Source organism: Arthrobacter endolithicus, assembly GCF_026627425.1.
GTDB lineage: Bacteria > Actinomycetota > Actinomycetes > Actinomycetales > Micrococcaceae > Arthrobacter_M.
Window position 1 is genome coordinate 43709 of the sequence record NZ_JAPNLH010000004.1, and the last position, 14975, is coordinate 58683.

9 protein-coding genes and 1 pseudogene are annotated in these 14975 nt (G+C 63.9%); 6 read left to right on the top strand and 4 right to left on the bottom strand.

The features are described 5' to 3' along the window. Positions 1 to 207 precede the first annotated feature (207 nt). From OS914_RS04765 to OS914_RS04775, 3 genes are all read left to right on the top strand, one after another. Positions 208 to 3603: a pyruvate carboxylase gene (locus OS914_RS04765; protein ID WP_267544924.1), complete on the top strand. Its 3396-nt coding sequence runs from the start codon at positions 208 to 210 to the stop codon at positions 3601 to 3603. A gap of 118 nt (positions 3604 to 3721) precedes the next feature. Then, a complete protein-coding gene (locus OS914_RS04770; RefSeq protein WP_267544925.1) occupies positions 3722 to 3844 on the top strand; it encodes a hypothetical protein in 123 nt (40 codons plus the stop codon). 2 nt (positions 3845 to 3846) lie between these two features. Beyond that, positions 3847 to 5283: a mycothione reductase gene (locus tag OS914_RS04775; protein WP_267544926.1), complete on the top strand. Its 1437-nt coding sequence runs from the start codon at positions 3847 to 3849 to the stop codon at positions 5281 to 5283. 23 nt (positions 5284 to 5306) lie between these two features. Here OS914_RS04775 and OS914_RS04780 read toward each other — a convergent pair whose 3' ends face one another. Beyond that, positions 5307 to 7118, bottom strand: a complete 1812-nt coding sequence (locus OS914_RS04780; RefSeq protein ID WP_267544927.1) for an AMP-dependent synthetase/ligase — start codon at positions 7116 to 7118, stop codon at positions 5307 to 5309. Positions 7119 to 7334: 216 nt separating this feature from the next. Between OS914_RS04780 and OS914_RS04785 the strand changes: the two genes are divergently transcribed. Next, the gene (locus tag OS914_RS04785; protein WP_267544928.1) at positions 7335 to 8468 is read left to right on the top strand and encodes an ROK family glucokinase; all 1134 of its coding nucleotides are present in this window, start codon (positions 7335 to 7337) and stop codon (positions 8466 to 8468) included. A 130-nt stretch (positions 8469 to 8598) separates the two neighbouring features. Here the strand turns inward: OS914_RS04785 and OS914_RS04790 are convergent, their stop codons facing one another. After that, complete coding sequence (locus tag OS914_RS04790) at positions 8599 to 9183, bottom strand: hypothetical protein (RefSeq protein WP_267544929.1); 585 nt, start codon at positions 9181 to 9183, stop codon at positions 8599 to 8601. Then, on the bottom strand, positions 9173 to 9922 hold the full coding sequence (locus OS914_RS04795) for an alpha/beta hydrolase (RefSeq protein WP_267544930.1): 750 nt from the start codon (positions 9920 to 9922) through the stop codon (positions 9173 to 9175). The genes OS914_RS04790 and OS914_RS04795 overlap by 11 nt, the downstream gene beginning before the upstream one ends. A gap of 193 nt (positions 9923 to 10115) precedes the next feature. On the opposite strand from OS914_RS04795, the pseudogene OS914_RS04800 reads away from it, so the two are divergent. Beyond that, positions 10116 to 10952 (top strand): annotated as a pseudogene (locus OS914_RS04800) (lysophospholipid acyltransferase family protein); the annotation flags it as partial. 460 nt (positions 10953 to 11412) lie between these two features. Further along, positions 11413 to 12816 carry a class II 3-deoxy-7-phosphoheptulonate synthase gene (locus tag OS914_RS04805; RefSeq protein WP_267545073.1) on the top strand — a complete coding sequence of 468 codons (1404 nt, stop codon included), beginning with the start codon at positions 11413 to 11415 and terminating at the stop codon, positions 12814 to 12816. A gap of 57 nt (positions 12817 to 12873) precedes the next feature. Here the strand turns inward: OS914_RS04805 and pknB are convergent, their stop codons facing one another. Continuing rightward, positions 12874 to 14967, bottom strand: coding sequence for a Stk1 family PASTA domain-containing Ser/Thr kinase (gene pknB, locus OS914_RS04810; protein WP_267544931.1), 2094 nt, complete (start codon positions 14965 to 14967; stop codon positions 12874 to 12876). Positions 14968 to 14975 lie beyond the last annotated feature (8 nt).

The following is a 14975-nucleotide window of genomic DNA, read 5'->3' on the forward strand; positions in this document are numbered from 1 at the left end:
CAATGAGCTGCACGTTCATCATATGGTGACGGCCCGCGGTTTCAGTCCTTCGCCTGCCGCACGCCGATTGTGTGGCCGATTAAGAAGTAAAAACGTGAGCTGGGACACGTCGACTTGTTTAGACCTCACGCCGTCACACAGACTGGGCACTAACAGACTCAGCAACAGTGAGGGAATGCCCCGCACGACCAGTTCCCCAGGAGCACAATGTTTTCAAAGATTCTGGTAGCCAACCGCGGCGAGATCGCGATTCGCGCCTTCCGCGCGAGCTACGAACTCGGCGCGAAGACAGTGGCCGTTTTTCCGTACGAAGACCGCAATTCCATCCACCGTCAAAAGGCCGACGAGGCGTATCTGATCGGGCAGGAGGGCCACCCGGTCCGGGCCTACCTCGATGTCAATGAGGTGATCAGGGTCGCCAAGGAAGCCGGGGCGGATGCGATCTACCCTGGTTACGGTTTCCTCTCCGAGAACCCGGGGCTGGCGGCAGCGGCCAAAGAAGCCGGAATCACTTTCGTCGGCCCGCCGGCGGATGTGCTCGAACTGGCCGGCCACAAGGTCCATGCGCTGGACGCCGCCCGCCGGGCAGGTATCCCGGTGCTCAAATCCAGTCAGCCGTCGTCGGACCTTGCTGAGCTGATTGCCGCTGCCGACGAGGTTGGGTTCCCCATTTTCGCCAAGGCCGTTGCCGGCGGTGGTGGCCGCGGCATGCGCCGGGTGGATAAGCGGGAGGACCTGCCGGAGGCTCTCAAGGCGGCCATGCGTGAGGCCGATGCCGCCTTCGGCGACGACTCCATGTTCCTGGAACAGGCGGTTCTGCGTCCGCGCCACATCGAGGTGCAGATTCTGGCCGACGCCGCCGGTAATGTGATGCACCTGTTTGAGCGCGACTGCTCCATCCAGCGCCGGCATCAGAAGGTGGTGGAGATTGCGCCCGCTCCAAACCTTGACGAAAATATCCGGCAGGCGCTGTACCGCGATGCCGTGAAGTTCGCAAAGGCCTTGGGTTACGTCAACGCAGGCACCGTGGAGTTCCTGGTGGATACCGTGGGCGAACGGGCCGGTCAGCATTTCTTCATTGAGATGAACCCAAGAATCCAGGTTGAGCACACCGTGACGGAGGAAATCACCGACGTCGACTTGGTGCAGGCACAGCTGCGGATCGCTGCGGGGGAGACACTGGCGGATCTGGGTCTGAGCCAGGACTCGGTGTCGATCAAGGGTGCCGCGCTGCAGTGCCGCATCACCACGGAGGATCCGGCCAATGGGTTCCGGCCCGACGTTGGAAAGATTTCCGCCTACCGTTCCGCTGGCGGTGCCGGTGTCCGGCTCGACGGCGGCACCGTGTACGCTGGCGCCGAGATCAGCCCGCACTTTGACTCACTGCTGGTGAAACTGACCTGCCGGGGCCGGGACTACCCGAGCGCTGTGGCGCGTGCCCGCCGAGCCCTGGCGGAATTCCGGATCCGCGGGGTATCCACCAATATTTCCTTCCTGCAGGCGGTGCTGGACGATTCGGACTTCATCGCCGGCAACGTTGCGACCTCCTTCATCGATGAGCGACCGGAACTGCTCAAGGCCCGCGTCTCCGCCGACCGGGGCACTAAGCTGCTGACCTGGCTGGCCGATGTCACGGTGAACAAGCCCCATGGTGAGCTGACCGTCCACGCGGACCCGGCCCAAAAGCTTCCCTCTGTCACCGCTGAGGACCAGCAGCCCGGTTCGCGTCAGCGGCTGCAGGAGCTTGGGCCGGAAGGCTTCGCCGCCGCATTGCGGGCGCAGACTGCCCTGGCTGTCACGGATACCACCTTCCGCGACGCGCATCAGTCGCTGCTGGCCACCCGAGTGCGTACTCGGGACCTGGTCGCCGCCGGACCGGCAGTCTCCGCGCTGACGCCGCAGCTGCTCTCTGTCGAAGCATGGGGTGGTGCCACCTACGACGTTTCGCTGCGCTTCCTGGGCGAAGACCCGTGGGATCGGCTGACGGCGCTGCGCAATGCCTTGCCGAATATTTGCCTGCAGATGCTGCTGCGCGGCCGGAACACCGTGGGCTATACGCCGTATCCTGCAGAGGTCACGGAGGCCTTTGTCACCGAGGCGGCACGCAGCGGAATCGATATCTTCCGGATTTTCGATGCCCTCAATGACGTGGCTCAGATGGAACCGGCCATCAAGGCCGTCCGGGCCACCGGGACGGCCGTCGCCGAGGTGGCGCTCTGTTACACCGGTGACATGCTGGATCCAACGGAAAAGCTCTACACGCTCGATTATTACCTGCAACTGGCCCGGCAGATCGTTGCAGCCGGCGCTCATATTCTGGCCATTAAGGACATGGCTGGGCTGCTCCGCCCCGCGGCAGCAGCCAAGCTGGTCGCCGCCCTGCGGTCCGAATTTGACCTACCGGTGCACCTGCACACTCACGACACCACCGGCGGGCAGATGGCTACCCTGGTGGCCGCCGCCGATGCCGGCGTGGACGCCGTAGACGTGGCATCCGCCGCGCTGGCGGGAACCACCAGCCAGCCCTCGGCATCGGCGCTCGTGGCAGCGCTGGCGCACACCGAGCGGGACACCGGAATATCGCTGCCGAATGTTTGCGCGCTGGAGCCCTATTGGGAGGCCGTCCGGCGGGTCTACGCTCCTTTTGAGTCCGGACTGGCCGGGCCCACCGGGCGCGTCTACCGGCACGAAATCCCCGGCGGACAGCTCTCGAATCTGCGGCAGCAGGCCATGGCGCTGGGCCTGGGCGAACGCTTTGAGGAAATCGAAGACATGTACACCGCTGCTGACCGTATCCTGGGCCATTTGGTCAAGGTGACCCCGTCCTCCAAAGTGGTTGGCGATCTGGCCCTGCATCTGGTCGGCATCAAGGCGGACCCAAGGGATTTTGAAGAAAACCCGCAGAACTACGACGTCCCGGACTCGGTGATCGGTTTCTTATCCGGCGAGCTGGGTAATCCGCCGGGCGGCTGGCCGGAACCATTCCGGACCAAGGCGCTGCAGGGAAGGGAAATCAAGGTCCGTGACGTGCAATTGAGCGCCGAGGACAGTGCAGCCCTGGCGGGAGACCCGGACACGGTCCGCGAGACCTTGAACCGGCTGCTCTTTGCCGGTCCAACAAAGGACTATTTGAAGGTCAGAGACACCTATGGGGACGTGTCCGTTCTGGACACCCGCGACTATCTTTACGGTCTGCAACGCGGCCAGGAACATGTCATTGCCCTGGAGAAGGGCGTGCGGCTGATCGCCTCGCTGGAGGCCGTCTCCGAGGTTGATGAGAAGGGCATGCGCACCGTAATGTGCACGCTCAATGGGCAATCGCGCCCGGTGCTGATCCGTGACAATGGCGTCGTCAGCGACGTTAAAGCCGCTGAGAAGGCCGATCCAGGCGTGGCCGGCCAGATCGCAGCCCCGTTCGCGGGTGCTGTGACGGTGACGGTTGCTGTCGGTGACGCCGTTGAAGCCGGCGGGACTATCGCGACCATCGAAGCGATGAAGATGGAGGCATCCATCACCAGCGCGGTGGCCGGGACTATTTCCCGAATTGCCGTTTCCGCCATCGAACAGGTGCAGGGCGGGGACCTGCTGGTAGTAGTGGAGTAGCAGTCGGTCTCGGTGGCAGCGGCGCGCCCCCTCCCACCCGACTGCGCTAAAATGGTGTTGACCGGCGGGGCCGTAGCTGCATAAGGCGGCTGCGGCCCGCTTTTAACGAGCGGGAGTTATGACGCAGGACAGTAAAAACCGGATAACTGCGGCCTTCCAAAGCGGGGCTGCTGCCACTGGGCCCGTTCCCGCAGGGCACAGCGGCGCCGCACCGGTGGTCGACGAACTGCAGGCGGGCTAGGGATGGTGCATTACGATCTGGCGATCCTGGGCTCGGGCTCCGGCAATTCACTGCCGGGGCCACAATGGGCGGGCAAAAACATTGCCGTCATTGACGGCGGAACCTTCGGCGGCACCTGCCTGAACGTCGGCTGCATTCCGACCAAAATGTTCGTTTATCCCGCCGATCTTGCAGCAGGCGCACGCGAGGCGGGACGTCTCGGCGTCGACGCCGAGGTAAAAGACGTGCACTGGCGCACCATCCGGGACCGGATCTTTGGTCGAATCGATGCGATCTCCGCCGGCGGAATGGAATACCGCGCGCACGGGGAACCAAACATCAGGCTGTACCCGGAGCATGCGGAATTCACCGGACCTAAATCGCTGCTGACCGCCGGCGGCACCGAAATAACAGCCGACCAGATCGTGGTGGCCGCCGGTTCCCGCCCTGTGGTCCCGGACTTCCCGGGGAACGATCACCAGCTGGTGCACACCTCCGACACAGTCATGCGGGTGGACGAACTGCCGGCTAGAGTGCTCATTGTCGGCGGCGGGTTTATCGCGGCGGAGTTCGGGCATGTATTTTCCGCGCTTGGTTCCGAAGTGGTCATGCTCACCCGCTCACCTGGGCTGTTGAAGAGCCAGGATGCCGAGATCTCGCGGCGCTTCGAAGAGCAGGTGAGCGGCCACTGGGATATCCGGCACGGCTATCAGGTGGCGTCCGTGCGGTCGGTCGATGGCACCCCTGAGGCGGCCGGCCGCGAACGGGTTTGTGTACAGCTCACCCCGGTAACGGGATCGGCTCATGCGCCGGCGTCGGTCGAGGTGGATCTGGTGTTGATCGCCACCGGCCGCCGGCCGAACACCGATTCGCTCAATATTGCGGCCACCGGGTTTGACCTGTCCGTTGACGGACGGCTGCGGGTTGACCAGTATCAGCGGGTGCTTTCCGGTGGTGTCCCAACGGCCGGCGTCTGGGCGCTGGGGGACATCAGCAGTGACTTTCAGCTCAAACACGTGGCCAATCATGAGGCCCGGACCGTGGCGCACAACCTTTTCCGCCCCGGGCAGCTGCGCGCCAGTGACCACCGCTTTGTCCCGGAGGCAGTTTTCACCCGACCGCAGATAGCCAAGGTCGGGATGACGGAGGCGCAGGCGCTGGCCGATGGGGCACGCCGCGGGGTTGAGGTCGTGGCCGCCGTCCAGGAGTACGGGTCGACGGCGTATGGCTGGGCCATGGAGGACACCTCCGGCGTCGTGAAACTCATCGCCGAAAAAGACAGCGGATTACTCTTGGGCGCGCACATCATGGGCCACGAGGCGTCATTGTTGATCCAGCCGCTCATCCAGGCCATGAGTTTCGGGCTCGATGCACGGACCATGGCAAGCGGCCAATACTGGATCCACCCGGCGCTGACGGAGGTCGTGGAAAACGCCCTGCTGTCGTTGAAACTCCGCTGACGTCCCGGGGCGGGTCCTGCGCCCTAGGCCGGTTTCTTCGCGTCGTAGATTCCCTCCACCAGCGTGTCGAAATCCTTGAGCACCTGGGACCGCTTGATCTTCAGGGACGGCGTCAGATGCCCGGAGGACTCGGTGAAATCCGTCGGCACAATACGGAAGGCCTTGATGGATTCGGCCTGCGAGACGGATTCATTGGCCTTATCCACGGCCCGCTGGACCGCCCCCGTGACCGTGTCGTGGACAATCGCGTCCTGCATGCTGATTCCCGCCGGGAGGCCGTGGGCCTGGGCCCATTTGGGCAGCGCTTCTTCGTCCAGCGTTACCAGGGCCGAAATGAACGGGCGCTGGTCCCCGAGGACCACGCACTGCGAGATCAGGGCATCGGCACGGATCTGGTCCTCGAGCATCGCGGGAATCACGTTTTTGCCACTGGCGGTGACAATTATTTCCTTTTTGCGCCCGGTGATCCGGAGGAATCCGTCAGCATCAAGTTCGCCAATATCCCCGGTGTGCAGCCAGCCGTCGGCGAACGCTTCAGCCGTCAGGTCGTTCCGACCCCAGTAGCCGCGCATGACGCTCACGCCCTTAGCCAGGATTTCGCCGTCGTCGGCAATTTTGACAGCATTCCCCGGCAGCGGCGCGCCGACGCTGCCGATCCTGATCCGGGCCGGGCGATTGACGGTCACGGGAGCCGTGGTTTCCGTCAGGCCGTAGCCTTCTAGGATCTGTAGGCCGATTCCCTGGAAGAAGTGGCCCAGCCTTTCACCGAGTGGGCCGCCGCCGGAAACGGCGTGCCTGATGTGTCCGCCCATGGCGGCACGGAGCTTCGCGTAGACCAACCTGTCGAAGACCGCATGCGCAACCTTGAGCCGGAACGGTACGTTACCGCTTTGCCTGGCACGGGAGTAAGCGATGGCCGTGCCGGCGGCCCGGGCAAAGATCTTGCCTTTCCCCTCGGACTCCGCCTTGAGCGCCGCAGAGTTGTAGATTTTCTCAAACACCCGAGGGACGGCCAGGATAAACGTCGGCTGGAAGCTTTGCAGGTCCGAGAGAAGATTTTTGATGTCAGGTGTATGCGCCACCTTCGCACCCGCTGCCACCGCCAGAACGGAAATGAAACGCGCGAAAACGTGGGCCAGCGGCAGGAACATGATGGTCTGGGCGCCCTCGGGAACCACATCGGAGAGAACGCCCAAAGCGTTGTCGGATAGCTCCACGAAGTTTCCGTGCGTTAGTTCGCAGCCCTTGGGGCGGCCGGTTGTTCCGGAGGTGTAAATGATGGTGGCTAGGTCGTCGAGCCCGCGCGAGCTACGGCGCTCTTCCAGCTGGGCATCCGGGACGGCACGGCCGGCGTCCCGCAGTTCGTCCAGCCCGGAGCCAGCCAACTGCCAGACATGGGTCAGCGCAGTGAGCGATTCGGCGGCGGCCGCCTGCCGGACCATGTTCTCATGATGGGCGGTCTCGGCGAAGACCGCGACCGCGCCGGAATCCCCAAGATTCCAGGCCACCTGGCTGGGGGAGGATGTTTCGTAGATCGGTACCGAGACCGCCCCGGCAAACCAGATGGCGAAGTCCACCAAGGACCACTCATATCGCGTCCGGGACATGATTCCGACCCGGTCTCCGGCGCCGATGCCGGAGGCCATAAGCCCTTTAGCCAAAGCGCTCACATCATCGCGAAAGGCCGTCGCGGAGATGTCCACCCAGTGCTTCTGCGCGTCCAGCCGGGCAAAGAGAGCCGGGTTGGAGGCCTTGTTGGCCTGCCGCAGGACCAGGTCCGTGGTGTTGGTGTTCCGGGGAACGTCGACCACTGCCGCAACGGAAATTTCTCGCACTGTAGCTCCTTCGATGCCTGAGGACCACTGGGGTTTGCCCTTACTCTATCCGGCAGTACGAGCCAGCTGGGTCACTTATTGTTACTGGTCAGTAACTTTAGGGCGGGCGGCCTGGTTTTCCAAGCCGGGAGGACTCTTCTGCAGGCCGAGTGCCATTGAGCTGCAGTGCTAATTCGAGGTGAACAGCACTGGAGCGCGGACACTAGAATGGCCGTGATGGTTGAGAATCTGCCCCGTGGGCCCGAAGCCGCTCCGCCGCCCGAAAAGCCTGTGGCGTTTGGCCCTGCCGGGACTTCCACGCTGAAGTTGAGCTGGCGCCGGCGTGTCCCGGCGGCCGTTCCGCGCGCTCGGGAACACCGGGCGGAGCGGTTTCCGCAGCGACTGGGACGCCGTGGTCTGGCGATTGGTATTGACATCGGCGGGACGAAAGTTGCGGCAGGGGTGGTCGACCCGCGGGGAGCCGTCCTGGATCAACGCCGCCGGCTGACCCCGGGAAATGATCCGCGGGCCGTTGAGGCGACGATTGTGGACCTCGTCCGGGAGCTCTCCGCCGGGCACCGCGTGCTTTCAGTGGGCATCGGGGCCGCCGGCTGGATGGACCTAAGCTCCAGTAACGTGCTGTTCAGCCCCCATCTGGCCTGGCGCAACGAGCCGTTACGGGCGAACCTGGAAAGGCTGCTCCGACGGCCGGTGGTACTCAGCAACGACGCCGATGCCGCTGGATGGGCAGAATGGCGTTTCGGTGCGGGCCGGGGACAAAGCCGGCTGGTGTGTGTCACCTTGGGGACCGGCATCGGAGGTGCCATGGTGATGGACTCAAAGCTGGAACGCGGCCGATTTGGACTTGCCGGCGAATTCGGGCACCAAGTGGTCATGCCGCAGGGCCACCGTTGCGAGTGCGGAAACCGCGGCTGCTGGGAACAGTACGCCTCCGGGAACGCCCTCGGGCGGGAGGCCCGCGAACTGGCACGGGCAAAGTCCCCGGTGGCGCAGGAGCTGCTGCGCCGTGTCGACGGCGACGTGGATGCCATAACCGGCACGGTGGTCACCGAGCTGGCGCTGGCCGGGGACGCGGCCTGCCGTGAATTGGTGGAGGAGGTCGGTGAGTGGCTGGGTCTTGGACTGGCGAATCTGGCCGCAGCCCTGGATCCGGGCCTGTTCGTCATCGGCGGAGGCCTCTGCGAAGCGGGGGAGATGCTGCTGGCCCCGGCCCGCAGATCGTTCGCGAGGAATCTGACCGGCCGTGGTTTCCGTCCTGCGGCGCCCATCAGCTTGGCCGCGCTGGGACCGGGGGCGGGAATGATCGGTGCTGCTGATCTCTCCCGGGTCAGCAGCCGGTCGCGGCCCTAACTGCGTGATCGGAGGGGGAACGTTTAAAAAAGCAACGCGCCCATCCTGCCTCAAGGCGGCCCATCCTGTCTCAAAGAAGCCTTGGTGCTTGTCATTGGTAAGGAGCAGCGTCCGTAGCAGCGGGTCCCGCTCAGAGGACAGCGCCGTCGTCGCCGTCGTCGTTCCGCTGTGAAGGCAACCGAAACATCAGGTAAGCCGCCGAGACGACGAAGACCGCAATCATGGCGATGATCGCCGTCAGCGGCGCGCCTCGCCACAGGAGGGCGGTGAGCAGCAGCACGATGGGTCCGCCCACAGCCCCTGTCCAGGCGAGCATCAGGGCCGGCTCAACGGCGGACAGCGGCGGCGGATCTTCGGGCACGAACTCCTCACCGTCCGGCCATTGATCTTCGGCTGCGTAGTCACGCGGGCCGGGCGGCCCCGTACCGGCAGCGGGCCCGGTATCCGCGTCCGCTCCGTTGCCCCGTGCCCCGGAGTGTGGCGCCCGGGAGATGCCCAAGGGGTCAAAATCGCCGAAAGACGTTGGCTTCCCGGCCGGGGGGGCACCGTTGGAATCCGTACCGATGGCGTCCGTGGACGACGGATCATCGAGTCCACCGGTGGTGTAGCCCGCCACCGACGGACCTTCCAACCGCGCCACCAGATCCCGCCAGATGGCGTCGTCGTCATCATTGGCGTTGGTTCCGGATGGATCCTGCTCTGGTTTACTGACCACCGGCATGCTCCCGGAAGAATGCTGCGGAACGCTCGAAGATCAGCGCGGCATCGTTGTCCATGGTGGCCACGTGGTAACTGTTTTCCAGCCGGACAACCTCGAAATCAGTGCTGCCGATCCTGCGCCCAAGAACCTCCATGCTGCTCTCCGGCACTACCCTGTCCACCGCTGACCGGAACACGATCGTTGGCACTGTGACCCGGTCCAGCCCTGCAATGGTGTCCTTGAAAAGTCCTGCCAGCTGATGAACGGCCGCAACGGGTGTCCTCGCGTACGCGCCTTCGCTGACCCCTGCGAGCTTGATGTCGTTGCCGATCGCGGGAACACTCCTGAGTACATATTTAAGCAATCCCGAGTAGCGTGCCCGGCTGTCGGCAAACGTCAGACCGGGGTTGACGAGGGCGACTCCGGCAACGTTGTGATGTTCAGCCACCCGCAACGCCAGGGCGCCACCCATGGACAGCCCTGCGGTGAAGACCGCATCGCAGCGTTCCGTCAACTCCAGGTAGGCCCGCTCGAAATCCTGGTACCACCGTATCCAGGGGGTGCGGGAGAGGTCCTCCCAGCTGGTGCCGTGGCCGGACAATAAGGGAAGGCTGACGGCGAATCCCTGGCCGGCTAAATAATCCGCCCAGCCCTGCATGCTCACCGGAGAACCGGTAAAGCCATGGCTCAGGGCGACCCCGAGCCTGGCCATGGGCCCGTGACCGCTGCTGGAAAATGTCATTGCCGACGGCATCCGCGCAGGATTTCAACGTCCCGGGCAGGAATTGTGAAGATCATAGGGCAATCGTGCCACTCATTGACGTATTTCTCACTAGCCGCGACCCACTGGCCGTATTCTCATTAGAGTATTGTCTTAGCAAAAGTGCGGGCGAAAAAGCAGCATCGAGTGTGTCCCGTGTGTGAAGGCACCAGAAGGGAAACACTGCGTGTTCTATTGGATAATGAAGCGGATCTTCATAGGTCCCGTCCTGAAGCTGCTGTTCCGTCCCTGGATCAAGGGGCTGGACAACATTCCGGCGGACGGGGCAGCCGTTTTGGCGAGCAACCATTTGTCCTTTTCGGACTCCATTTTCATGCCGTTGATGGTTCCGCGGCCCGTCGTCTTCCTGGCAAAATCCGAGTACTTCACGGGCAAAGGCATCAAGGGAAAGCTCACGGCCAGCTTCTTTCGGCTGACCAACCAGCTGCCGATGGATCGTTCCGGCGGTGCGGCCTCGGCGAATTCCTTGGAGTCCGGCCGGCAGATTCTTCGCAATGGCGGACTGCTGGGGATCTATCCGGAAGGAACGCGCAGCCCGGACGGGAAGCTCTACCGCGGTAAGGTCGGCGTTGCCAAACTGGTGCTCAGTGCGGGTGTCCCGGTAATTCCGGTGGCCATGATCGGTACGGACAAGGTGCAGCCGATTGGCCGCAGAATCCCGAACATCCGGCGGATCGGCGTGATTTTTGGCGAACCGTTGGACTTTAGCCGGTATCAGGGACTGGGGAACGACAGGTTCGTGCAGCGTTCGGTGACGGACGAAATAATGTATGAGCTCATGCGCCTGTCCGGCCAGGAATATGTGGACGCCTACGCCAGCACCGTCAAGGAGAAGCTGGCCGCTAAAAAAGCCGGCAAAGAAGCGGCGAATCCGAACGCGGCTGCGGCCGTCCGGCTGGCAGCGGCAGGACATGCCGTCAAACCGGGAGCAGTAACCGTAATCGGTGGAGCCGCCTCCGCTGCGGCATCCGGGGCAGTATTCGAAGCGGAAGCCGGGCCCGGTTCCCTGCGGGGAACGTCAGCCGCAGGCAGATTGCATTCCGGGGACAGGCCCGAGGTGGCAGTTAGTGTGCCGCCAGAGGTAGCAGAGGCGATCCTTCGCCCCGAAGGTCACCACTGGGACGCCGACACCGCCGACACCGATACCGACACCGTTGAGGGCGCCGCCGCTGAGGGCGCCGCCGAGGCCGCGGGCCCTGACAGCAACACGGGGGAGAGTTCCACCAGCACAGGAGCTGCCAGAGGAATACCCGGTCCCGCTGCCTCGCAGGCGCCGGAAAGGGGCTCGGGGGAACCCGCCATTGGCGGGGGAAGTGCTCAACTGTAGCCAATCACTGCCTGGGCTTCGTCCCCTGCTGACTTCGCTTTATGACGGCGGCAGACCCGTCATGACCGCGGCCACAGCTGGAGGCGGCAAAAGCAACTACGCTTAAGCCGTGACTGATCTTTCAACACCTGCTCCCATCCTTCCTCCAGACTTCGCCGCCGCTCCTGGCGCTGCGCCTGCAGCCGGCGCTGCCACCGGAGGCGCCGCCGCCTATCCCGGTCTGGACGAGTGGCGGAGACTGCCGATTGCGCAGCAGCCGTCGTGGTCGGATCCATCCGTCTACGAGGCCTCGGTCAAGGAACTGTCGATGCTGCCGCCACTGGTGTTTGCCGGTGAAGTGGATGACCTGCGTGATCGTTTGGCCCTGGCCGCCCAGGGGAAGGCCTTTCTGCTGCAGGGAGGAGACTGCGCGGAAACGTTCGCCGGCGCCACGGCGGACAAAATCAGTGCTCGGGTAAAGACGATTCTGCAAATGGCCGTGGTGCTTACCTACGGCGCTTCCATGCCGGTCATCAAAATGGGCCGGATGGCGGGCCAGTTCGCCAAACCGCGTTCCTCCAACGATGAAACGCGCGACGGCGTGACCCTCCCGGCCTTCCGCGGAGACATTGTCAATGGTTTCGAATTCACCCCTCAGTCACGTGCTCACGATGCCGCCAGAATGCTCAAGGCGTACCACACCTCCGCTTCCACGCTGAACCTCATCCGTGCCTTCACGCAGGGCGGCTTCGCCGACCTGCGTCTGGTGCACCAGTGGAACCGTGGCTTCACGCAAAATCCCGCCCATGCGCGCTATGAATCCCTGGCCAAGGACATCGACCGCGCCATCAAGTTCATGGCCTCCTGCGGAGCGGACTTCGAAGCGCTCAAACGCGTCGAGTTCTTCGCCAGCCATGAGGCGCTGCTGCTGGATTATGAACGGGCGCTGACGCGCATCGACTCGCGCACCGGCCTGCCGTACGATACCTCGGGGCACTTTCTGTGGATCGGTGAGCGCACCCGCGAGTTGGATCAGGCCCACGTCGACTTCCTCTCCCGCGTCCGCAATCCGATCGGCGTCAAACTGGGCCCGGGCACCACGGGAGAGGACGCATTACGGTTGATCGATAAGCTCGATCCGGACCGGGAACCGGGTCGGCTGACCTTCATTACGCGGATGGGTGCACGGAATATCCGCGAAAAGCTGCCACAGCTGGTCCGGAAAGTCACGGATTCCGGGGCCCAGGTCCTCTGGGTCACCGATCCCATGCACGGCAACACCGTCACGTCGCCCAACGGGTATAAGACCCGCAACTTCGATGATGTCATCGACGAAGTCAGGGGCTTCTTCGAGGTGCACAAGTCACTCGGAACATTCCCCGGAGGTTTGCACGTGGAGATGACGGGCGACGACGTCGCAGAATGTTTGGGCGGTGCCGATCCGATCGACCAGGAAGCCTTCCTGGAAGGTTATGAATCGGTCTGCGACCCGCGGCTAAATCATAAGCAGTCCCTGGAAATGGCGTTTTTGGTGGCCGGAGCCCTGTCCAACCGGTCCTAAATCCCGCAGGGGTCCGAAGGTGCGGGCGGATCCCTGCCCGTCCTTTAGCTGGCCGGGTCAGACTACCGTCAGGCTAATGACCGACCCTTCAGCAACGTCCTTGTTGACCGGGTTCTGGTCACGCACGGTGCCGAAAAACCCGCCCAATATGTTATTGACTTTGACCTGAAAACCGAGTTGCCGGAGCTCCTGGACCGCTTTGTCGACCTGCTTACCGATGAAGCTGGGGACTGTGACCAGCTTGGGGCCCTTCGACATGGTCAGCGTAACCGCAGAACCCCGGGACAGCGTCCCGCCCGCCGGATCTTGGGAGACGACGGAACCTGCAGGAACCTCTTTGTCGAAGACCGTGTCCGGAGCGAGTTGCGGGACGAGCCCAAGATCTGTCAGAGCCTTGCGCGCAGCGTCCTTATCCTCGCCGACGACGTTGGGCACCGGGATAGGCATCGGGCCCTTGGAGACGACAAGGTTCACCTGCGTGGCCCCACGCTGCTGCGTGTCCGGGGCCGGGCTCTGACTCAGAACAACGCCGTCGGCCTTTTCTTCGTCGTATTCTTCGGTGACGCTACCGAGGGCGAGCTTGGCGTTATGCAGAGCCGTCTTCGCTGCCTCCAGGGTACCGCCGGCCAGCGCCGGAACCCGGTACAGGACAGGTCCCATGGAAACCAGCAATGTCACCGGGAGAAACCGACGTCGCTGCGTCCCGGGCCCTGGGTCGCTCGTCACCACCAGGCCCTGTTGCACGGTCTCGTCATGGATATCCTTGCTGATGGAGCCGAAGCCCTGTTCCTGAAGCAGGGCCTGTGCTTGTGCCACGGTCTTGTCCTGCACGTTCGGGATGGCCGAAAGGGCGCCTGGACCGATCCCGAAAAACCAGCCTGCACCCCCGCCGAGCAGCGCCAGCACCAGCACCACAATCAGCCAGATTAGAGCGCGGCGGCGGGGCCGGCCGCGGCGCAGGGTCTGCAGCGGATGTTCGGCCGCTTTGATCCGGGCGTTCTCCGCGTTGCGGGCTTCGCGTTTGGCCTCGCGCCGGCTGGGTCGCAGAACCGGGACTGGTTCTTCCGGTGGGGAGAGCTGCCCGGAGTATGCCTGCCGGGCCGCCGGGAAAATCCCCGCCGGCAGTGCGGTCGTGTGCTGCGCGCGGGCCATCATTCTGGTCTGCTGCGCGCTGTTTTCTGGTCTCAAAGAGTTGCCGATCACCTCGGTCTGCTGAGCCTGGGTATGGATCGGGTCCGTCGCCAAGTGTGCGACCTCGGTGCCGCCGTCCGCGGCGCGTCCCGAGGGCGCCCGGAAGTCCAATTCTGCGTCGCTGAGCGTGACGCGGATATGGCGCAGGTCTTCCAGCAGGGCAAAGCCATCTGCGGGCCTGGCCTCCGGATCCTTCTCGGTGCAGCAGCGGACCAGCTCATCGAGGTCTTCGGAAAGCCCTGGCAGCTCGGTCGAAGGGGCGGGGACCGGTGTCGTCAGATGTTGCATGGCCACTCGGACCGGGAGTTCGCCGCGGAACGGCTGATGCCCGGTCAGCAGCTCGAAGAGCATGATGCCGATGGAATAAATGTCGCTGCGGGCGTCCGCTTTAGCTCCGTCCACCAGTTCTGGTGAGAGGTAACCGACGGTCCCGATCAGCATTCCCGTGTTCGTCGTCGTCGTTACGGCGCGGGCCAGGCCGAAGTCACCAACCTTGATCCGGCCGTCATCGGCAATGAGAACGTTTTCCGGCTTAACGTCCCGATGGACAAGGCCGGCGGCGTGGGCGGCACCAAGGCCCTCGACGACGGCGTCCAGATAGGCCAGTGCGAGCCGTGGCGGGAGCGCTCCGCGCTCGTTCAGCACGTCCCGCAAGGTGTGGCCGGGGATGTACTCCATTACCAGATACGCCAGGGGCCCATCGTTGCCGGTGTCAAACATTCCGACGACATGCGGATGCGACAGACGCGCTGCTGCCTTAGCCTCCCGGCCCAGCCGATCGAGAAAACTATTGTCCGTGGCCAGATGCGGGTGCAGGACCTTAAGAGCGACGTTGCGGTCCAGACGCAGATCCGTGGCGAGGTAGACGGTGGACATCCCGCCGCGCGCCACCTTCGACAGAACGAGGTAGCGCTGCCCGACCGTTGTCCCTACCAGAAGGTCTACCGAGAGTTCTTGCACCCTTCAAT